Raw genomic sequence first — 20,431 nt, 5'->3', positions numbered from 1 at the left:
TAAGCGCCCTATTGTCGATTCTTGGTGAATTGAAGAGGGCGCTTTTTGCTACGAAAGCGCTTGCTTTGTAGAAGCATTTGCAATACAACGTATTACAAAAGGAAGAATTAAGATTGTCAATAGTAGTAGGTGGCAAACTAGGCACTAGGAGGTGAAACAGTATGGCTATATCATTGCGTCTAAATGAAGCAGATGCATCGCTTTTTAAGAAATATGCGGCGCTAAATGGCATAAGTGTTTCAGAGTTAGTTAGACGCTCAGTAATTGAACGGATTGAGGATGAGTATGACATACAGGCGTACGAAGAAGCAATGCAAGAATTTAAGGTCGATCCTAAAACATATACACTAGAAGAAGTGGAGAAGGGGCTTATTTAGAATATTACGTGTTTCTTTATCACTATGAGTATGGCAATGTACTAGATAGTAAATATCGGTCATTGCTTTGGCTGTAACTAAACCGGTAAATTGCTTATTAGCTAAAAGGAAAATAGACTGAGCGGAATTACAAAATGCTTGTCAGCTTTGTAATACATCGATAATTACACAAGTATCAATGATAACTCTCATATTTGATTTAACCTTTCCGCCCGTGCTTCCTCTAAAGTTACATCTTTGGGTAGAATGCCAAACAATGATTTGGCAGTTTTGACATTATCCTGATATGGACTTGTAAGCTTGGCGACAACTCGGCCGCTTTTGGTGATGAAAATAGCTTCCGAAGCTGCCAGTAGCAGATATTTGCCAAGGTTACTTTTTAATTCCGTAGCGCTAATCGTCATTTTGCTTTTCCCTTCGTAGACTTCTACTATGTTATATATTATAAATCGCATGATTAAATCAATTAGCGTGCGAAAAGTACAAGTATAAATTTTGAGGCAATAATTATGGAGTTAGCGCTGCAAACAAGTAAGATCTTTGGTAACTGGCGAGTTAGTGTTCTGACAGAACAGCTAATTCGTTTGGAGTACGATGCTAATAAGCAGTTTGAAAATCGTCTAAGTCAGATGGTTAGTAATCGTGAGTTTCCCCTTTCTCGTTGGTATTACCAGTTAGCCGATGACGTTCTGACGATTCAGACAGCCAAAGCAGAAATTTGGCTGGATCTTAAGCAGAATACTGTTTCAGCTAAACGACCTAATGATGGCCAAATTTGGCATTTAGGTGATGAGCTGCACAATCTAGGTGGCACGCTTAGAACGCTAGATAACGTAGATGGCGCAGTGCCGCTAGAGGATGGTATTTTCTCCAGAGAGGGTTTAGCTGTCTTAGAGGATGACACTTGTTTGTTTAATGTAGATGGCACCATATGCGCGCGGGGAACAGCTAGCAGGGACTTGTATTTATTTCTGTACGGGCGTGAGTTTACACGAGGCATACAGGATTTCTATAAGTTGTGCGGGGCTGTTCCTTTATTGCCGAGCTATGACTTGGGCAATTGGTGGAGCCGCTATTGGCCCTATACGCAGCAAGAATACATAGAGTTGATGACACGCTTTTCTAACGAGAATATACCTTTTTCCGTAGCTGTCTTGGACATGGATTGGCATTTAACGAAGGTGCCAGATGGCTGTGATAGTTGGACGGGTTTTAGCTGGAACAGGGAGCTAATACCAGAACCGAGAAAATTGCTGGCATTTTTACATAAGCAGGATCTACATGTAACTTTGAATTTGCATCCAGCTGGCGGTATACAATTTTTTGAGGAGAATTATGGAGCTGCTTGTAGAGAACTTGGCTTAAATGCCGATGAAAAATGTCTAATTCCCTTTGACTTTACAAGCGCAGAATTTCGCCAGGCTTATTTTAAGTGCATTTTGCAGCCGCTAGAAGCAGATGGCGTGGATTTTTGGTGGATTGATTGGCAGCAAGGCACAGACTCTAAAATTTCTAATTTAGATCCGCTCTGGTTGCTTAATTATTATCATTTTAAGGTAGCGACGCAGGTTGCAAACGGAGAGAAAAAAGCGACAGCTGAGGAAGCTATGGCTGTTAGTAAAGATGCACTAGCAAAAGAAACTTGCAATATCAAGGAAGCGGATTTACGCAAAACAAGACCGCTAATTTTATCACGTTATGCTGGTATTGGTTCACATCGCTTCCCAGTCGGATTCTCTGGCGATACGATTGCGTCGTGGGCGAGCTTGGCTTTCCAACCGTATTTTACCGCCACAGCTGCCAATGTTGGCTATAGCTGGTGGAGCCATGATATCGGCGGACATATGAAAGGTTCTAAAGATGATGAATTAGCCTTACGTTGGCTACAGTTTGGCGTATTTTCGCCAATCAATCGTCTGCATAGCACCTGTAATCGCTTTGCGGGTAAGGAGCCGTGGAATTATCGGGCGGATATTGCCGACATTATGAGGGAGTTTTTGCGCTTGCGAGCTGAGCTTTTGCCTTATCTGTATGCGATGAATTATCGCAGTCATTTGGAGGGTATACCGCTTGTTCGCCCGATGTATCATGCCTTCCCACAGGCGGAGGATGCCTATAATTGCCCTAATCAGTATGAATTTGGGACGAGCTTGCTTGTTGCACCAATTATAAGCGCTAGTGATTCAATTTGCGAGTTAGCTAGTAGCGAAGTTTGGCTGCCAAAAGCTGTGTACTATGACTTCTTCACAGGTGTCCGCTATATAGGTGAGAAAAAGTTAGAGATGTTTAGACCACTTAATGAAATACCAGTTCTTGCCAAAGCAGGCAGTCTAATTCCCCTTAAAACCGAGTGCGTTCAGTCTTTAGTCGTTGATGCAGAGTGTGCAGAAACTGAATATGTGACATTACGGATTTATCCGGAAGCTGACGGCTATGCAGCTATCTATGCTGATGATGGAAGTGCTAATGGATTGTATAGTAAGACGGAATTTAAGCTTGATTGGGCTAAGCGTCAGCTTACAATTTCTAAAACAGACGATGCGAGTTACCTGCCGCGTAAGCGTATGTATCGTTTGTGCTTTTGTAGCGCATTGGTCGAGGCGATTAAAGTTAGCTTTAACGGTCAGACAGTCAATTTAGAAGCTAGCTATGAGCCGGAATTACGGGCGAGTGTCGTCTGTTTGCCAGCCGTTGCACTGAGCCAAGCTATAACGATCGATTTTGTCTTTGTTAAGCTTATGCAAGCGGAAATCGTGCAAGCAGAAGTTCTTAAGCTCATCATGCGGGCGCAAATTAGCTCCAATTTGCAGGAGAAAATATATTCGGCTTTAGAGAAGTGTGGTTTTAAGCATTGGCCTGCCTTGCCCAATGAGTCTATACCGCTTAAGCTAAGACAGGCGATAGAGGAAGTGCTGATGGAGGATGAGCTCTCTTAAATATAATTTTGAGCGGGGCAATTAAGTTGTACCACGCTCCAAGATAGCTGGTAGCGTGGTGTAAGTTTGCAAAATAAGAGCAGGATTTTTGATTTTGTGTAGTAGGATGGAGGCAGCTTGTTTGCCTAAATCATACAGATCAATTTCAATTACGCTGGGCGATGGCACGATTAGTTGGGAATATGGATAATCATCAAATGTCAGAACAGCTATATCGTCGGGCATCTTTAATTGCAAGTCATTTATGCATTGAATTACGCTGAAAGCAATTAGACTGTTGTTGCAGATGATGGCATTAGCTTTTTTTAGGCTTAACAGTTGCCTAGTTGCGGTGTAAATGCTGCTAACGTCAGGTCGATTGTATATTATTTGATTTTTGCTATCATCGTTGGGGTATTGTAACAATGCTTGCTTATAACCTTGGACACGTTCATCACTTATTTTTTCACCGAGCATACCACCCATAAATAAAAGAGAATGATAGCCTTTTTGCTTCAAATAATTAACAGCCATGGCGGAACTGTGCCGATGATTGGTGTCAATCCAAGAAAGCATACTGTCAAATTCTATTTTGCCAATACAAACTGTGGGTAAATCGTAACTAAGTATGCATTTTTCTAATTTTGAGTCCACACAAGCGCTGTTAATCAAGATTCCGTCAAATTGTCTAGCAGCCAACAAATTAGCTAATAATTGCTTAATTGTTTGACCACCCGCTAGATTTATGAGCGATAGTTGATAGCCTTTATTTTGTAATTTGGCTTCTGCACCAAGCATAATATTGAACATATGCGGATTTTCGAAAGGTATGTTGCGGATAAATTTATCGAGATATGCGATACGTAAAGTCTTGCGTTGGGCGAGATTTTGAGCAGTGCTGTTGGCTTGGTAATTATAGCGTTCGATAATTGTTTGCACGTGTTTCCTAGTATCAGGCGAAACATACAATTTGTTGTTTATAACTTTACTAACAGTTGAAATTGATACACCAGCTAATTTAGCTATATCTTTTATCGTCATATTTTAAGATCCTCTTTTAAGTAAAACGCTTTCTCAAATTGTGCAGAATGTGCCCTTGATTAAAAGTGGTTTATTTCCTAGTATCAGTATAACAACAATTATATGGCATGAGTTTAAAAAGTAAAACGTTTTCTTAAACTTGCCAAATTGAAAGAGGTGGAGTATGAAAAAACTTCTTAGTCTATTTATGGTAACAGCTCTAGCAGTTGGAAGCTTAACTGCTTGTACAAAACAAGTGGATAAAACTGAAAAAACTGATAGTGCTACCTCAAAAACAGCAGAAAGTACAGCAAAAACTGAAGCAGAGGCAACAAAATCGGGTGAGAAATCTACTTCTGGAGAAAAGACGACCATTACAGTTTGGCATTCAGCTGATGCAACAATTGCCGATGCTTTGGAAAAGAAGCTCAATTCTTTATTGAAGAATGCAACAGTGAAGATGGAACGCAAGGAAAATTTATCTGAATCATTGAAATTAGTCAGCGATGATCCCAAGACTGCTCCAGATATGTTTTTGTGGGCACATGATAAAGTCGGTGTGTTTGCCGAGATGGGGATTATTGAACCAGTGAACAAACTTTTGAGTGATGATGACTTGAAAGATTTAATTCCTATGACTTTGCAAGCTGGTACTTATAAGAATGAAAAATATCAGTTGCCATTATACTTTGAATCACTGTTGTTTATTTACAACAAAGATTTAATGCAAGAAGCACCCAAGACAACAGATGAGCTGTTGGCAAAGGCTAAGGCTGAAACAAAAGATAATAAATATGTGCTTGTCGAACAACATTCTACGTCTTATTGTATTGCACCTTGGTTGCATGGCTTTGGCGGATATATGATTAACACTGATAAGAAACCAGGCTTGGATTTACCAGAAACACAGAAAGCTTTGGAATACCATAAGCAATTTGTTCAGTACATGCCAGCTGATGGTGAATATAACACAGTTACTACTTTATTTACTGAAGGTAAATCAGCAAGTATTATTGGTGGGCCATGGCTTATTCCTGGTTTGAAAGCAGCTAAATTAAATTATGGTATTGCGCCTATGCCTACTTTGCCTAACGGTGAGCCGTTAAAGCCATTTTCTGGTGTGCAAGGCTTGCAAGTCATTAAGCAAGCTGCAGACAATAAAAAGGATGCTGTCAAAGAAGTTTTGTTAGCAGCAATTAACCCTGAAGTAGGTATTGAGTTGGCAAAAGTTGCTAATTGTGCACCAGCTAATAATTTGGCGTACAAAGATGCTGAGGTCAGCAAGAATGAAATGATTTCCATCTTGCAAGAGATGGCTAAAACACTTGTGCCAATGCCCAATATTCCTGAAATGGATGTCATGTGGGGAGCAACAGACGGATTATTAGCAGAAGTTAATAAAAACGGTAAAGATGTTAAGGAAGCTTGTGCTAAATATCAGAAACAAGCAATTGAACAAATTGAAAGTATGAAGTAATAGCTACTTAGCCGGCAAGTATTACCCCTTTGTACTTGTCGGCTTTATGCATAGGTGGAGGGCGATATGCATAGAGTGAATAAGTTAAAACCTTGGTTGCATCAGTTACCATTTCTCATTTTTATTTTATTGCTAGTTGTTTTTCCGCTCGCTTACACGATTTATATTTCTTTTACGAATATGAGTGTGTACCATTGGCAAAATTTTCATTTTGTAGGTGTGGCCAACTACGCAAAGGCATTATTTAAGTTAGATTCCGGCTTTGCGCCAGCGGTTCTACGAACGTTACTATGGACAGCACTAAATGTATTTTTGATGTTGTTTATTGGCTTTATGATTGCATTAGCCTTGAATGCACAGGGATTAAGATTGAAACGCGTCTACAAAACGTTATTGATTTTCCCTTGGGCTATGCCAGGTTACGTTTCCATTTTGCTTTGGCGGATGGGTATGTTTAACACAGAGTTTGGCTTCTTAAATCAGCTTGTTAAAGCACTGGGATTTGCGCCAATTAACTTTCTGTCAACTAACATGAATGCGTTTGTGAGTTGCCTAGTTGTCAACTTATGGCTAGGTTTGCCTTATATGTTTACGATGATTGATGCGGCTATTCAGAGTGTTGATAAGAGTATATACGAGGGGGCAAAAATTGATGGAGCTAGTTTCTGGAAAATGCATTTTTCAATTACTGCCCCTGTAATTTTGCCTATTTTATCGCCCGTCATCATCATGACTGCATTCACCAATTTTAAGCAATTTGATATTGTTTATTTGATGACGATGCAAACTGGTTCTAAGACAGGTGCGGATATAAATACGATAATTACCTACGTTTATGATAAGGCGTTTATAACAAGTAACTACGGCTTCTCAGCTGCTATTACCGGCTTAGTTTCCTTGCTGATTATTATTTTGTATTTCGCTATGCAAAAAAGCACAACTAAAGAGAAAGAGGTGGCATAAATGTTTAAGTATCGTCACTTAAAGCTAGCTTTGGTCAATGCGTTTTTAATAATATTGTGCATTATAACTCTGATACCGATTATTTATGCGTTTTCCGTATCTGTAAATGGCTCGAATAGTTTGTTCTCTAGTGAATTAAGCTTATTTCCTAAACAACTTACTTTAGCTAACTATCTTGCTATTGTTCGCGATAAGCCGTTTTTAGCCTGGTTGAAAAATTCCGTTATTTTAAGTTTATTGACAGTTGTGCTTACCTTAGGCATTACAATTCCGGCGGCCTATTCTTTTTCGCGCTATAAATTTAGCGGCAAAGAACGCTTGGGGAATTTGCTTTTACTGTTGAATGCTTTTCCAACAATTCTTTCGATGTTTGCTATCTATCGTATGATGAAAATTTTACATCTTATAAATACACTAGGTGGCTTGGTCATGATTTATAGCGGCACGATTGCAATTTTTGCTTTCTGGAGCATGAAAGGCTATTTCGATAGTATATCGGTTGATATGGAGGAAGCGGCACGTATTGATGGCGCTAATGATTTGCAATTGATTAAGAAAATCATCATGCCTTTAGCTATGCCAAATATCATTGTTACAGCAGTTTTGGTGTTCATTACAGCTTGGAATGAATATATTTTTGCGACAGTATTTATCACCGGAGAAACTAATTATACTTTGGCCCTTGGTTTGTTTTCCTTGCAGGCGACAGATTATTCTAGAAACTGGCCTTTGTTTGCAGCAGCCGCAATTTTAACTTCAATACCTGTATTATTTGTTTTCTTTTATATTCAGAAACATGTTGTATCTGGCTTAGCCAGTGGCGGTGTTAAGGGCTGAATAAAGTTGGATTGAAAGGAATAAACAAAAATGATCAATAGACAGGCTGTATATCATCAGCCATTATCGCAATTTGCTTATGCTCCGGCTGAGTATTGCTTAACCATTCGTTTGCAAACAGCTAAGCAAGATTTATGCAAATGTACTTTATACTATGGCGATCGGGTAGACCCGTTGCCTCAAGTGAAATTTCGTGCAAAGGGCATGGAAAAGGTAGCTAGTGATGAAAGATTTGATTATTATGAAGTAACTATTAGGAGCGAATTAGACCGTATCTGCTATTACTTTGAACTGGAAGCTAGCGATGAAAAGTTATATTTATATGCAGGTATTTTAGCTACATATTTGCCAAGTGAACGTAGCGAGTATTATCAGTATCCCTTTATTCGGAGAGAGGAGCTTAGCGATGTACCTCGCTGGCTCAAGGAAGCTGTTGTCTACAATATTTTTCCAGATAGTTTCGCTAGTGCTAAACGGGAAATAAGTGGTCAGTCAGAAACGCTGCTTGACGAGAAAAGCGGGCAAACTTTGCATACGCGTTTGGGTGGAACGCTGCGAGGGATAATTGCCAATCTGGATTATATTGCTAATTTAGGCTTTAATTGCTTATATTTGAACCCTATTTTTACAGCAGCTGAGTATCACCGCTATGACTTGCTTGATTACTATCATGTATCGCCTAATTTGGGGACAGATAGCGATTTTAGAGAGCTAGTACAAGCGGCACATGCGCTTGGCATGCATGTGATAATAGACGGCGTCTTTAATCATTGTAGTTGGTACTTCTTTGCCTTTGATGATGTCGTTAAAAATGGTGAGAAGTCACGGTATAAAGATTGGTTCTATAAATTGGAGTTTCCAGTCGTTCGCCCAGAGAATGGAGAAAAACCAAGTTATTCGTGTTTTGCTTATGAACCCAAAATGCCTAAATTAAATAGTTCTAATCCAGAAGTGCGAGCTTATTTTTTAGATGTTTGTCGTTATTGGTTGGAAGAATTTGATGTTGATGGCTGGCGTTTAGATGTTGCCAATGAAGTGGATAAGGATTTTTGGCGTGAGTTTCGCAAAGTGGCTAAGCGAACAAAGCCAGATAGTGTGTTGATTGCTGAAATTTGGGAAAGTGCCGAACGCTGGCTGCAGGGTGATATGTTTGATTCGACTATGAATTATGATTTTCGCAAAAATTGCCGAGACTTTTTGGCAAGTGGGAAGATAAATGGCAGTGAGTTTAATAGTCGTCTGATAAGCATGAATTGGCGTTATCCTTTTCCAATGGTGCAAGGACAATTGAATTTGCTGGACAGCCATGATGTTAGCCGCTTTAGAAGCTTATGCCTATGCCCTGAACGTTTTTACTTAGCTGAAATTTGCTTATTTACATCTATAGGTGCGCCGTGTGTGTTCTATGGCGATGAACTTGGGATGCAGGGCGAAACTGAGTATACGTGGCGGGGTGCTATGCCGTGGCAACAAGCAGTTAGCGATGAGCGTGAACTATTCCGTCAGTTGATAAGCTTGCGTAAGCGTAATGCTTGCTTAATTGATGGTAGATTGCGTGTGCTTGATTACGATGACAAGGGCAAGTTCGTTTTTGCGCGTGAATTAGGAAAATGGAGCGTGGTTGTTGCACTTAATGCATCAGAGCAAGAAAGTGACGCGTTTATGAGATTGCCAGAAACTAAACCAACTTTAAGCTATGGCTATGATGCGTCAACACGCAAGATGACAGCATATGGTTATGCTGTTTGGGAGGTTGAAGAATAGTGATATGAAACGTATCAAGAAATTTTTATTCGCTACCATGTTGATATTGTCATTCTTGATTGTTGATTTGACATCTATACATGTTGATGCGAGCCATGATAGTTTACAGGGTGAACGAATTTATCAGATTATGACGGATCGTTTTTATGATGGTGATCCATCGAATAATGCTCAAGGTGAGGCTCTGCGTTATCAAGAAAACAGTGAAGACGATATGCGTTATATGAAAGGTGGCGATTGGCAGGGCATTATCGAAAAGATACCTTACATAAAGGGTATGGGATATACAGCAATTTGGATTTCGCCTATTATGGATGTTCAATTGTGGAGTGTACCAGATGAAAATGGTGCGCAGGGACCAACGGCTTATCATGGCTATCATATTTATGATGCCTATAGAGCAAATCGTTATTTTGGAGCAGAAAATCCAGAAGTTAGCAAATCTATTTTGAAAAGACTTGTGGAAGAGTGTCATGCACATGGATTGAAAGTGATTATTGATGTAGTTCCTAACCACATAGGTGACTATATCAAAGGGATTGGTGCAGATGCTCATTATTCAAATGCGACAAATTATAAACCTGGAACACAATTACAACCAGCTGCGCCATTTAATAGAATTGATTGGTATCATAATCTAGGACAAATTGATTGGGCACATGAGCATCCGCATACAGAGGAAAGTACAAAGATGCTTGAAAATCACGACCTTGGTGAACTTGACGATTTGAATTTTGACTTATCAGATGTAAAACAAGCAGTTATAGATGCCAATAAATATTGGTTTGATTATTTGCATGCCGATTATGCAAGGGTTGATGCAGCAAAATGTATGAGACCTTCTGATATACATGAGCTACAGGCAGCGTTAAATGTTCCTACTTTTGGCGAAAATTTTGATATGGATGTAAACTTTATATCTAAGTGGGTAGGTGACAATGGTGAAACAGGTATGCTTGATTTCCCTATGTTTCAAGCGATAGTTAATTCGTTTGCACATAATCAAAGCTTTTCAGATACTATAAAAGCTGTTTTAGACCAAGACTATCTTTACGGAAAATCAGCTAATGAAATGGTGACATTTATTGATAACCATGACCGTAACAGATTTTTGACAGAAGCGGGTGGAGATAAAGTAAAATTGCAAAATGCATTAGCGTTTTTATTTTCAGTACGAGGCAATCCTGTGGTCTTCCAAGGAACTGAGCAAAATCGTGGTAACGCAAATGGAGTTTTAATGTATGGTATGCCTGATATATGGAATCGTTGGTCAATGGTTAGCCGTGATGAACAAGGCAATATTATAAAAGACTATTTTGATACCAGCACAGATACATATAAGCTTATTGCTAAGCTTAATTATTATAGAGAAACAAATAAAGCTTTGTGTTATGGTAAACAGAATGAGATGTGGTCAGAACCGGACTTTTATGCTTTTTCAAGAACTATTGAGCGCGAAACAGACGCAGAGATAATTTGTGCTTTCAACAAGAGTAACAGACGCCGCAGCGTTTTAGTACCATTAGTTGCTGAAAGCAATTTGCCGGCAAAGACCGTATTAGAAAATATTGCGAACTCTAGTGATAGAATTAGCGTATCCAGAGACAGAAAAGTTTGCTTAGATATACCAGCTAATTCATACAAATTATATAAAGTTAGCCGAAACCAAAGACTTGATACGGTGCCAGTTAATTTATACATAAAAGATGTAGATAATAGTTCGGTTGTAACTGGTAATATAGGTGAACTAGGAAACTGGGATATCTTGAATGCAGTATGCACAGAGCGTTTTAATTCTTCCCAACTCAGAGCAACCTTTAATTGTCCAGTTAATTCTGAAATTGAATTTAAGTTTGTGCAAAAACGGGCTAATGGAGAGGCTGATTGGGAAACTTGTAATAATCATATTATGCAAATTAAAGACAGAGATTGTGCGTTTAAGTGTGTATGGTCGAAAGAGGATATACAGGAATTGCAAAAGGTTAGGTTTAACGTTTTGGGTGTTGATACTATATGGGGAGAGTCTGTGTATATATCTGGCAATATTGCTGAACTTGGCGAATGGCAAGCTAATTATGCAGCAGGTCCAGCGTTATGTCCTAATTACCCCAATTGGGAGTTGAGCTTGGATTTGCCTGGTGGAGAAAATATTGTATGGAAAGCACTGAAACGTGCTAATCAAAATATTATATGGCAAAATGGAAACAACCATAAGTTGTTCATAGGTAGCATAAGCGATGAAGTAATAGAGGTTACTTGCAATTGGTAAGCAGTTTACTTGATAATTTGGAGGTACAACTGTTCTTATAGATGATGTTAGGCTGAAGGCTGTTAATCCATAGGATGAATTATTCATATAGAAAAATCTAATGTCATTGATTTTGCTTGTGTTATAATGAAAATGAGATATGCGGAGGGAGATCATATGGAACGGATCTATCCTATGAAATATAAGACAGGACCATTATATAGGCAGGAATTTAAGTGAAATTCCTGTGCACGTTGTCGATATTTACTTTTTATCACTTAAGGAGATAATTTTATGAAAAACTTTTATCGTTGGGTCTTGTTGGACTTTTTGTGATTGCTAATTTTAGTAAATGCATTTTTGCTGCTGATTCAGATGCTGTATGTAATAATTATGCTACTGTCAGTGAAGAAGCTAGAGAAGGCTTATTACAGTTGCAACAAGAAATTGCTTTAAGAGGACCTGTTACACCGGATAATCCGTATGAAATACCTGATATTGATTATTCAACGGGATTACGTCAGTACATAGAAATCCCTTGGAAGCAAATTGGAGGTGTTGCTCTTTGGCTCGGCGGCTTGTATATTGAAGCAGGCACGTTAAAGGCTATTATGGCTGCTTTGGGTACGGTGTTTAATTTTAACAGCCCATATGGTCCTAGATTATATGTTGGATATACGCAGTATTCTAGTAAAGGTGAATATTATTCAAGTTATTCTAATTCCTATTACCATAAAGCAATAAATCTAGGAATAACATTTTATGCAGTTGATGAAAATGGGAAAAGGGTAATTTGTGGTCCTTATGATGGCGATTGGTTTGACCCAATTCGTCCGAGAAGTTTAGGAGCCTAAACGTTATGCATATACTTTGTTACTGGGATGAACCGGAACTGAATTATCAAGAAGCAAAACAATCGCTGTATGAGCTGAATATTGTAAATGCGTTAGCTATAGCATTTTATGTTGCTGTTTGGCAAGGTAAGGCGTATGCCGTGATATTGATATTTGCTTTGCATAGCTTATACCTTAGCACAGCTTATTATTTTAGTCGTAAAGCTCGCAACTTGGCTGATGGGCCAATGCTTAGGCGTGCGCATATATAGGGCTTTGCTTACAGGCTGCTTTTTTTACATATCGCAATCGGTTTGGCATTTCAGCTTGTAAGATGGCATAACGTGAATGCGGAGAGAAACATGGCTGCATTGAAATGGCTGTACTTAATTGGGCTAAGCTTCAATTTCGGTGATATAGGACGTTATGTTCTTAAAACTAAGCGCTACTTTCGGTTAAAAGCTAAAAGGCGTGAGAAGTTGGTAAAGAGGTGAAAAGGTTGCAGAAGACGTTAAGTGACGGAGTATTTAGGGCTTAATTTCAAGTTATTTATAGACTTGATAGGTCGTATGCGATGGGAAATTAACAATCTAGTGCTATCTTTCGAGGCTCTGCATAATTACGCTTGCAGAGCCTTATGTGATTTATTTAAGCAATGCTGGCTTTTGCTTGGACATAATTACGGTATGGGTAATACCTGAATGCATAAAACAGCGCAAAAATTCAACTTGCTTCAATTGTTGTGATGTTTGTTTAGTTGATGGTACAAACTAAAGGGCATAATTTGTGAAATTTGTTGTCTAGCTTGCCAATATGAGCATATCTTTGTATAAAATGATAAGTTTTGTTAAAATGGACAAGGTAAAGACGAATTTACAAAGCTATTTGTAACTTTAGACAATTTACTTGTTGAAAGAGGTTTAGCATGGGAAATCTTGATTTAGTCAAGCAGATTACTGAGATTGAAACAAATATGGATCAATCGTTGCAGGCTGCCACTGAGGCTGCCCAAGCCAAAATCAAAGCTGCCAAACAGGCAGCTGAGTCCAAGCTAGCTAAGACACGCGAAGAATTGCGTGATAAACGGCAAGCATTCGTAGAACAGCTTAAGCTAACAGGTGAAGAACAACTTAATAAAGTTCGCAAACAGGCACAGCTCGATTGCAGACAACAACAAGAACAAGCCCGCAAGGAGTTTACGACTGTATTGAGCAAACTCTACGGGAGGTGCTTAGAGCATGGCGATCGTTAAACTGTCCAAAATGCAGCTGATCGGCTTGAAAACAGAATTGCCGGCCATTATCAACTATTTAAGTAAGCAGGGAGTATTGGAAGTTCGGCGCAATGAAGAACTTGAACAGGCCTTGACTGAACAAACGGAACAAGCTGCTAAGACAGCCAAAGCCAATGACAATGCTGATTTTGAGCGAGTATTTGCAGATGAAATTAATCATTTAGCTAATCCACAAGCTTACAAATTAACAGCTTTTAAGCTTGCAGATGTCGATTTTGCCGCACTTTCCCTTGAATGTCAGCGCAGAATCGATTTTTTGGATAAGCAAATCACCCTTTCAGGCTTGGTTAAACCTGAGAAATCTTCGCTCTTCAAACAAAAAGAGCAGGTTGAACACGAAGAATACATTAGCATGACCAAAGAGCAGACAGAAGTTCTGAAGACAGCCTCTGATTTTGCTCAATTAAGTTTGCAGATAGACCAATTACAAGTAGAACTCAACAAACAAACTGGTTTGGTTAAACAACTTGCAACTTATCAGAATTTGCAAATCCCAGAGCTACAAGCTAAGAGCCGTTTTGCATGCTTTGTTGGTACTTTGCGTAACCAAGAAGTGTTGGCTGACTTTTGCCAAGTAGCTAACGATAGCCCGTGCATAATTGCGTTCCAGACAATAGATATCGGCACAGAAGAAGTGCTTGTATTGTTAGCTTGCTTACGTAGTGAACAAGCTGATGTAGAGCGCTTATTGAACACTTTTGCTTTTAAGGCTCTACCAACTTTGACCACAGTTGTACCTGAAACAGGCATTGATTTCTTAGCTACTTACAAATCAGCTCAAGCTGAGGCTAAAGCTATTGAACAACAGTTGACTGATTTACGCACTAAGCGCTTAGACTTAACCAAACATACAGCTAAGTGGCGTGTTTTGGCTGACTTCTATCGCATTCAGGCAGAGCGCCTTGAAGCTATTTGCCAACTCAGTGCAGCTGATAAAATCTTTGTCTTGGAAGCTTTTGTGCCAACGAATTTGACCAAGGACTTATATAGAGAAATTGAAGCAAATTACAGTGCTGTTTGTGCTGATATTGCTATTGCAGAGGACGAAGATGTACCGGTTTTGCTGAATAACAACCGACAAGTTCGCCCTTATGAGAGCGTGATTGAAGAGTTCTCAATGCCAGATTACAAGACGGATATTGATCCAACTTGGATTTTGGCACCAGGCTATGCCTTCTTCTTTGGTGCAATGCTATCAGATATTGGCTATGGCTTGATCTTCTTCTGCGCGGCACTCTATCTGATTTTGACCAACAAAGTGCATGGCAATTCTCGCCGCTTTATGTGGATATTTGCAGGTGGCGGCTTCTTTGCTATCCTTTGGGGCTTGGCATATGGCTCATTCTTTGGCGATTTACCAACTGCTTTAACCTACGGCAAGTTTACTTTGCAACCTCTATTTGCTGACCCGTTCAAAGATCCAATGCTGATCATGGCAACTTCAGTTGCACTCGGTATGGCTCACATTGCAATTGGTATGATTCTTAATATCTACAAATTGTGCAGAAATGGCGATCCGCGTACAGCTTTCACCGAAATAGCACCGTGGTTCTTTATCTTTGGCGGTATTGGTTGCATGGCAGCTGGGTTGGCTTGGGGCAAGTGGCTCTGTTACGCTGCAATCTTTGTTATCGTTTTCTTATCGAAGAAGAACAGCAAGAACCCTATTTCTCAGCTGATTTCAGGCATTTTGAAGTTGTATGACATCACAGGCTTTGTCGGTGATATTTTGTCCTATACACGTATCACGGCCTTAGTTTTATCAACAAGCGTTATTGCCATGGTTGTCAATATGTTTGCTAAGATGATTGGCTTTGGCTTCCCAAATTGCTTTGTTACGATTGTAATCTTGCTTTTGGGGCATACGATGAACATCATGCTGTCAGGCCTGTCTGCTTATGTGCATACAACTCGTTTGCACTACGTCGAATTCTTTGGCCACTTCTATGATGGCGGTGGTAAGCTGTTTAAGCCGTTATCAGTTCATACGAAGTATACGGAAGAAAAAATTCAACAACCGTCTTTGATCGAGCGTTTGCGCCGAGCTTAAGACCTCTAAGTAGAAGCTTCGTTCCGACTTTTACTTATGAACATAGGAACAGTTAATTAAGTAAACAGATTAGGTAAAGCCTAATCGGAATAGAATTTTTAAGCGAAGGCTTAAATAGGAGGAAAAAATGAATACATTCACAGAGTATTTGAGCACACTTCTCAACGGTAATACTTTAGCTATTTTGGGTGGTGCATTAGCAGCCTTAGGTGCTGGTATCGGTTCAGCTAAAGGTGTTGGTATTGTAGGTTCCGTCGCAAGCGGTTCATTAGCTGAAGATCCTAGCCGTTATGGTAAGTTGATCATTCTGCAAGCTATCCCAGGTTCTCAGGGTATTTACGGCTTGATCGTTTGGTTCATCTCTTTGTTTAGAGCCGGTGTTTTCACAGGCGGTATGAATGTTAGCTTAGAGCGTGGCGCTTTGATGCTAGTAGCTTGCTTGCCAACAGCCTTTGTTGGTTACTATTCAGCTATTTCTCAGGCAAATGTTGCTGCTGATGGTGTTACACTCGTTTCTGCTCGCCCTGAAACACAGTCCAAAGCTATCGTCTTGGCAGCTATGGTTGAAACATACGCCATCTTCGCTTTGCTCGTCAGCGTCTTTACAATGTTTATGATTTAAGCCTTTGTTTGCTCGTTGGTTAGCTCAAACAAGAAGTTTGAGTTCATGCTAAAGCAAAGTGAAAGAGGTTTGTAATGATACAAGGAATTGACAAAATTAAGCAGCGCTTAGACAGCGACTTACAAGCTGAACTTGCTGAGCTCAACGCTGCAACCCAAGCTGAAATTGTGAAGCTACAAGATAGTTATGCTCAACAAATCTTGAAAGAGCAGACTAAGGAAGCTAAGTGGCAAGAACAATATGCAGCACAGGAAGAACAACGCCTACAAGCTAAAGTTAATTTGGAGCGTAAGCGTATTCAACTTGAAGCAAATCAGGAAATAATTGATGAATTGTTGGCTGCCTTGCTTAATAAATTGGCAGCTATGCCTGAGAATGAAAAGTTAGATTACTATCTAAGCGTTTTGCCTGAAACGACTGAAGCTGATAGCAAGTTGATTCTAGCGCAAAATGATAAAGAATTAGCACCCAAGTTATTATCTGCTTTAGAGAAACGGTCAGCTAGTTACGCTAATGTAACGGTTGAACATAGCGATAAATTAGTTGGTGGCGTGATGTTACAGGAGGCTGAGATTTGCGAAGATTATAGCTTCGAAGAGTTAGTTCGTGCTAACCAATATGATCTTTTGCAAATTATTAAGCAGGAATTGCTTAAATAAGCTGGAAGGTGGAGAAAAATGACAAGTGCAAAATGTCGAGCAGATGTCGAGCAGCTATTAGCAAGTACAGGCTTAAATTTGCGACAGACATGGCAGCGTAAGGCGAAGAATGAAATAAGTTTTGCGCATGCTACTGGTCGTTTGCGCGCAAAAGCTAATCTACGCTTGCCTAAAGAAACATTGCTGAGCTTTGCTGATCCACATGTTGAGCTGAAACGTTTGCATGAAGCTTTAGACCATGCAGGTTATCCAGCTGCTGATACATTAGAAGAGCGCCTGGAATTGAAGCGAACAACTGATTTAGAGATGCTCAAACGAGTCACAAATCGCAACACCTTGCCAGTGGCAATGGCGTTACCCAATGATTTTCACAACCTGAAGTGGTTGCTGAAAAACGTTTTGCTCTATCAAGCTGAACAGCAACAGCAGAATAACAATATAGCTAATATTTTGCAGGAACAGACTATTCCAACTCGCTTGCAAGCTAATTTGTTGACAGCAGGTAATTGGGATGTGCAGAAACTTTGGCAAGATGTGTTGAGGCTAATCAACAAGAACAGTAATTGCCAAGTTTTACCCAAAAAGTTAGCTTGTGAATTAATCTCAATTTTGCAGGTCTATTACAATGCACATGAGATAGGTATAGTCACACGCAGAATTGATCAGCTGTACTTTATCTATTTAGCTGAGCTGGCAAAGTCGGCTAACACCAAGTCAGAGCGGGAATATATTTTAGACTATTTGGCTTTACAAGCTGATGCTGCTAATTTGCAGACAGTCATGCGTGCCTTGAGTGCCCATATGACAGCAAACGAGCTTGTTTCAGCTTTAGTACCAGGTGGCGAAGTTAGCGTTACTGAGATAGCTGAACTTTATCCGAAATTGCTGCCAGCTATGAATGCTAGTTACGATTTTAATTTGGTATTTAAGAGTCTAACTCAGCTTTATCAAAACAAGCAGAGTGCAAGTTTGTTACAAGCCTTAGCTTATTGGGCTGAGCCAGGAGAACGTTGGCACTTTAGTAAAGCGGCCGATGAGTTGTTATTGCGCTTGGCAGTTAGAGGTAGAGCTAATACTTACGGTTGTGACGCTGTGGCGGGCCTTTATTTGGAGAATATGTTTGAAGTGAAGAACTTGCAACTGATGTTAGCTTTAAGGTCTAGTGATAAAAATACACAGGCTGCTGAACTTCTGAGAAAGGTGGACTAAGATATGGCACAGGAAAGTATTAGAAAAATGGCTGTGCTAGGCAATCCGAGTGTTGTAGCTGGCTTTGCAGGCTTGGGGCTGGAAGTCTTAGCCCTGACAGCTGAGCAAAAAGCAGATGAACTCTTAAGGACGGCTTGTGAAAGTGAAAAATATGCCGCAATTTATCTGACAGAGGATCTCGTGCCTGTTTGCCAGCATGTAATTGCGCATTACAAAGATCAGGCCTTGCCCGTTATCGTGCCAATCCCAGGTTCCGCAAAGCCTTCAGGATTAGCAGAGATCAATCTGCATGAAGCTGTGCGTCGAGCTATTGGCTTTGACATTAACAAGAAAGAGCAAAAGTAGATCACTTGGGAGATTAAGGAGTATTTATGGCAAAGAAAGTTAGTCAAGGTAAAATCCTCAAAGTTTCAGGTCCACTCGTAGTTGCTTCTGGCATGCGAGATGCTGAAATGTTCGATGTTGTTGAGGTTTCCGATAAAAAACTAATCGGCGAAGTCATCGAAATTCACGGTGATTTGGCCTCCATTCAGGTTTATGAAGAGACAGCTGGCTTAGGCCCAGGTGAACCTGTTGTTTCCACAAGCTATCCTTTAGCCTGTGATTTGGCACCAGGCTTGATGGGTAACATGTTCGATGGTATTCAAAGACCACTTGATGTCATGTACAAACGCTTTGGTAACAATATCAAGCGTGGCGTTAAAGTTGATAAGCTGGATAGAGAAAAATTGTGGGCTTTTGAGCCAGTAGCTAAGGCTGGTCAGAAAGTGCAGGCTGGTGATGTTTTGGGTACAGTGCAAGAAACATCCTTGATCAAGCACTATATTATGGTTCCACCGACACTAAAAGGTGAGTTGGAAGTTGTTTCAGTTGTACCAGCTGGCGAACACACAATTGTTGATGATATTGCTACACTCAAAGATAGTGAAGGTAATGAACATAAAGTACAAATGCTGCAGAGATGGCCAGTGCGTAAGCCTCGTCCATATGCTGAGAAGTTAGCACCATCTGAGCCACTTATTACAGGCCAGCGTGTTATCGATGCTTTCTTCCCAATTACTAAGGGTGGTACAGCTGCTATCCCTGGACCTTTCGGTTCTGGTAAAACAGTTACTCAGCACCAATTAGCTAAGTGGGCAGCTAGTGACGTTGTTGTTTACATTGGTTGCGGTGAACGTGGCAATGAGATGACGGACGTTTTGAATGAGTTCCCTGAGCTGATTGATCCAAAGACTGGTAAGAGCTTGATGGAGCGGACAATTTTGATTGCTAACACATCCGATATGCCAGTTGCTGCTCGTGAAGCTTCTATTTATACAGGTATGACGATTGCTGAGTATTACCGTGATATGGGCTATTCTGTTTCCATCATGGCTGACTCAACTTCGCGTTGGGCTGAGGCTTTGCGTGAAATGTCTGGTCGTTTGGAAGAGATGCCTGGTGAAGAAGGTTACCCAGCTTACTTAGGTTCACGTCTAGCTCAGTTCTATGAGCGTGCAGGTATGGTTACTTGCTTAGGCAGTGAAGGCAAAGAGGGCGTCTTGACAGCTATTGGCGCTGTTTCGCCTCCAGGTGGTGACATGTCTGACCCAGTCGTACAAGCTACTTTGCGTATTGTTAAAGTATTCTGGCGTTTGGACTCAGCTTTGGCTTACCGTCGTCACTTCCCAGCTATTAACTGGTTGCAATCATATTCCTTGTATGATTCCAAAGTCTTAGGTTGGATGGATGAAAATGTTGATGCTAAATGGTCAGCTAATCGTCGCTTAGCTATGCAATTGTTGCAAGATGAAGCTAAGTTAGAGGAGATTGTTAAGTTGGTCGGTTCTGATTCCTTACCACTTAGCGACCAGTACAAGATGCAAATTTGCCGTATGATTCGTGAAGACTTCTTGCACCAGAACTCATTCGATGAGATTGATACTTACACATCTCTCCAGAAACAGTTCTATATGCTTGATTTGATCATTACGCTATATCATGAGGGCTTAGAGGCTTTGAAGCGTGGCGTTGATTTGCATAGCTTACAGAGCTTACCTGAGCTGGAACCAATCGGTCGTTTCAAATTGGTGCCTGAGGCTGGAATTAAGGCTAATTATGAACGCTTACAAAATGAACTTAAGCAATCAATTAGCAGCTTAAGCAGCAAATATTAAAGGAGTG

18 protein-coding genes are annotated in these 20,431 nt (G+C 40.2%); 16 read left to right on the top strand and 2 right to left on the bottom strand.

Translation table 11 applies throughout. The features are described 5' to 3' along the window. Positions 1 to 161 precede the first annotated feature (161 nt). Positions 162 to 377: a type II toxin-antitoxin system RelB family antitoxin gene (gene relB, locus PYS62_RS07060; protein WP_066713130.1), complete on the top strand. Its 216-nt coding sequence runs from the start codon at positions 162 to 164 to the stop codon at positions 375 to 377. A gap of 188 nt (positions 378 to 565) precedes the next feature. On the opposite strand, the gene PYS62_RS07055 is transcribed toward relB, so the two are convergent. Continuing rightward, positions 566 to 781 carry a type II toxin-antitoxin system Phd/YefM family antitoxin gene (locus tag PYS62_RS07055; protein WP_066713131.1) on the bottom strand — a complete coding sequence of 72 codons (216 nt, stop codon included), beginning with the start codon at positions 779 to 781 and terminating at the stop codon, positions 566 to 568. A gap of 105 nt (positions 782 to 886) precedes the next feature. Here PYS62_RS07055 and PYS62_RS07050 point away from each other — a divergent pair, with 105 nt between their 5' ends. Further along, positions 887 to 3,313, top strand: coding sequence for a glycoside hydrolase family 31 protein (locus PYS62_RS07050; RefSeq protein WP_066713132.1), 2,427 nt, complete (start codon positions 887 to 889; stop codon positions 3,311 to 3,313). Between the two features lie 21 nt (positions 3,314 to 3,334). On the opposite strand, the gene PYS62_RS07045 is transcribed toward PYS62_RS07050, so the two are convergent. Continuing rightward, the gene (locus PYS62_RS07045) at positions 3,335 to 4,333 is read right to left on the bottom strand and encodes a LacI family DNA-binding transcriptional regulator (protein WP_066713137.1); all 999 of its coding nucleotides are present in this window, start codon (positions 4,331 to 4,333) and stop codon (positions 3,335 to 3,337) included. Positions 4,334 to 4,496: 163 nt separating this feature from the next. Between PYS62_RS07045 and PYS62_RS07040 the strand changes: the two genes are divergently transcribed. The 14 genes from PYS62_RS07040 (at position 4,497) to PYS62_RS06975 (ending at position 20,424) form a co-directional block, all read left to right on the top strand. Further along, a complete protein-coding gene (locus tag PYS62_RS07040) occupies positions 4,497 to 5,789 on the top strand; it encodes an extracellular solute-binding protein (protein WP_066713139.1) in 1,293 nt (430 codons plus the stop codon). A 66-nt stretch (positions 5,790 to 5,855) separates the two neighbouring features. Then, positions 5,856 to 6,752 carry a carbohydrate ABC transporter permease gene (locus PYS62_RS07035; protein ID WP_066713148.1) on the top strand — a complete coding sequence of 299 codons (897 nt, stop codon included), beginning with the start codon at positions 5,856 to 5,858 and terminating at the stop codon, positions 6,750 to 6,752. Continuing rightward, the gene (locus PYS62_RS07030) at positions 6,753 to 7,589 is read left to right on the top strand and encodes a sugar ABC transporter permease (protein WP_066713150.1); all 837 of its coding nucleotides are present in this window, start codon (positions 6,753 to 6,755) and stop codon (positions 7,587 to 7,589) included. Positions 7,590 to 7,619: 30 nt separating this feature from the next. After that, positions 7,620 to 9,353 carry a glycoside hydrolase family 13 protein gene (locus PYS62_RS07025; protein WP_066713153.1) on the top strand — a complete coding sequence of 578 codons (1,734 nt, stop codon included), beginning with the start codon at positions 7,620 to 7,622 and terminating at the stop codon, positions 9,351 to 9,353. 4 nt (positions 9,354 to 9,357) lie between these two features. Continuing rightward, positions 9,358 to 11,622, top strand: a complete 2,265-nt coding sequence (locus PYS62_RS07020) for an alpha-amylase family glycosyl hydrolase (RefSeq protein WP_066713156.1) — start codon at positions 9,358 to 9,360, stop codon at positions 11,620 to 11,622. Positions 11,623 to 11,933: 311 nt separating this feature from the next. Continuing rightward, positions 11,934 to 12,455, top strand: a complete 522-nt coding sequence (locus PYS62_RS07015) for a hypothetical protein (protein ID WP_156422939.1) — start codon at positions 11,934 to 11,936, stop codon at positions 12,453 to 12,455. 5 nt (positions 12,456 to 12,460) lie between these two features. Next, positions 12,461 to 12,706 (top strand): hypothetical protein, encoded by a 246-nt coding sequence (locus PYS62_RS07010; RefSeq protein WP_066713160.1) that lies wholly within the window; start codon positions 12,461 to 12,463, stop codon positions 12,704 to 12,706. 653 nt (positions 12,707 to 13,359) lie between these two features. After that, the gene (locus PYS62_RS07005; RefSeq protein WP_066713163.1) at positions 13,360 to 13,686 is read left to right on the top strand and encodes a hypothetical protein; all 327 of its coding nucleotides are present in this window, start codon (positions 13,360 to 13,362) and stop codon (positions 13,684 to 13,686) included. Beyond that, the gene (locus tag PYS62_RS07000; protein ID WP_066713166.1) at positions 13,673 to 15,778 is read left to right on the top strand and encodes a V-type ATP synthase subunit I; all 2,106 of its coding nucleotides are present in this window, start codon (positions 13,673 to 13,675) and stop codon (positions 15,776 to 15,778) included. The genes PYS62_RS07005 and PYS62_RS07000 overlap by 14 nt, the downstream gene beginning before the upstream one ends. Positions 15,779 to 15,905: 127 nt before the next feature. After that, complete coding sequence (locus PYS62_RS06995; RefSeq protein WP_066713169.1) at positions 15,906 to 16,400, top strand: V-type ATP synthase subunit K; 495 nt, start codon at positions 15,906 to 15,908, stop codon at positions 16,398 to 16,400. 74 nt (positions 16,401 to 16,474) lie between these two features. Further along, positions 16,475 to 17,059 (top strand): V-type ATP synthase subunit E family protein, encoded by a 585-nt coding sequence (locus PYS62_RS06990; RefSeq protein ID WP_066713171.1) that lies wholly within the window; start codon positions 16,475 to 16,477, stop codon positions 17,057 to 17,059. Positions 17,060 to 17,077: 18 nt separating this feature from the next. After that, positions 17,078 to 18,268 carry a V-type ATPase subunit gene (locus tag PYS62_RS06985; protein ID WP_066713175.1) on the top strand — a complete coding sequence of 397 codons (1,191 nt, stop codon included), beginning with the start codon at positions 17,078 to 17,080 and terminating at the stop codon, positions 18,266 to 18,268. A 3-nt stretch (positions 18,269 to 18,271) separates the two neighbouring features. Further along, complete coding sequence (locus tag PYS62_RS06980) at positions 18,272 to 18,613, top strand: V-type ATP synthase subunit F (RefSeq protein ID WP_066713178.1); 342 nt, start codon at positions 18,272 to 18,274, stop codon at positions 18,611 to 18,613. 26 nt (positions 18,614 to 18,639) lie between these two features. Then, positions 18,640 to 20,424, top strand: coding sequence for a V-type ATP synthase subunit A (locus PYS62_RS06975; protein ID WP_066713181.1), 1,785 nt, complete (start codon positions 18,640 to 18,642; stop codon positions 20,422 to 20,424). Positions 20,425 to 20,431: the final 7 nt, after the last annotated feature.

Source organism: Amygdalobacter nucleatus (assembly GCF_029167365.1).
Classification (GTDB): domain Bacteria; phylum Bacillota; class Clostridia; order Saccharofermentanales; family Fastidiosipilaceae; genus Amygdalobacter; species Amygdalobacter nucleatus.
Note: the sequence above shows the minus strand (reverse complement) of the source record. Positions and strands in the feature narration are given on the sequence as shown.

Excerpts from the sequence above, each read along its gene's own strand:
- relB (WP_066713130.1), top strand. The coding sequence starts at position 162 with ATGGCTATATCATTGCGTCTAAATGAAGCAGATGCATCGCTTTTTAAG.
- PYS62_RS07055 (WP_066713131.1), bottom strand. The coding sequence starts at position 781 with ATGACGATTAGCGCTACGGAATTAAAAAGTAACCTTGGCAAATATCTG.
- PYS62_RS07050 (WP_066713132.1), top strand. The coding sequence starts at position 887 with ATGGAGTTAGCGCTGCAAACAAGTAAGATCTTTGGTAACTGGCGAGTT.
- PYS62_RS07045 (WP_066713137.1), bottom strand. The coding sequence starts at position 4,333 with ATGACGATAAAAGATATAGCTAAATTAGCTGGTGTATCAATTTCAACT.
- PYS62_RS07040 (WP_066713139.1), top strand. The coding sequence starts at position 4,497 with ATGAAAAAACTTCTTAGTCTATTTATGGTAACAGCTCTAGCAGTTGGA.
- PYS62_RS07035 (WP_066713148.1), top strand. The coding sequence starts at position 5,856 with ATGCATAGAGTGAATAAGTTAAAACCTTGGTTGCATCAGTTACCATTT.
- PYS62_RS07030 (WP_066713150.1), top strand. The coding sequence starts at position 6,753 with ATGTTTAAGTATCGTCACTTAAAGCTAGCTTTGGTCAATGCGTTTTTA.
- PYS62_RS07025 (WP_066713153.1), top strand. The coding sequence starts at position 7,620 with ATGATCAATAGACAGGCTGTATATCATCAGCCATTATCGCAATTTGCT.
- PYS62_RS07020 (WP_066713156.1), top strand. The coding sequence starts at position 9,358 with ATGAAACGTATCAAGAAATTTTTATTCGCTACCATGTTGATATTGTCA.
- PYS62_RS07010 (WP_066713160.1), top strand. The coding sequence starts at position 12,461 with ATGCATATACTTTGTTACTGGGATGAACCGGAACTGAATTATCAAGAA.
- PYS62_RS07005 (WP_066713163.1), top strand. The coding sequence starts at position 13,360 with ATGGGAAATCTTGATTTAGTCAAGCAGATTACTGAGATTGAAACAAAT.
- PYS62_RS07000 (WP_066713166.1), top strand. The coding sequence starts at position 13,673 with ATGGCGATCGTTAAACTGTCCAAAATGCAGCTGATCGGCTTGAAAACA.
- PYS62_RS06995 (WP_066713169.1), top strand. The coding sequence starts at position 15,906 with ATGAATACATTCACAGAGTATTTGAGCACACTTCTCAACGGTAATACT.
- PYS62_RS06990 (WP_066713171.1), top strand. The coding sequence starts at position 16,475 with ATGATACAAGGAATTGACAAAATTAAGCAGCGCTTAGACAGCGACTTA.
- PYS62_RS06985 (WP_066713175.1), top strand. The coding sequence starts at position 17,078 with ATGACAAGTGCAAAATGTCGAGCAGATGTCGAGCAGCTATTAGCAAGT.
- PYS62_RS06980 (WP_066713178.1), top strand. The coding sequence starts at position 18,272 with ATGGCACAGGAAAGTATTAGAAAAATGGCTGTGCTAGGCAATCCGAGT.
- PYS62_RS06975 (WP_066713181.1), top strand. The coding sequence starts at position 18,640 with ATGGCAAAGAAAGTTAGTCAAGGTAAAATCCTCAAAGTTTCAGGTCCA.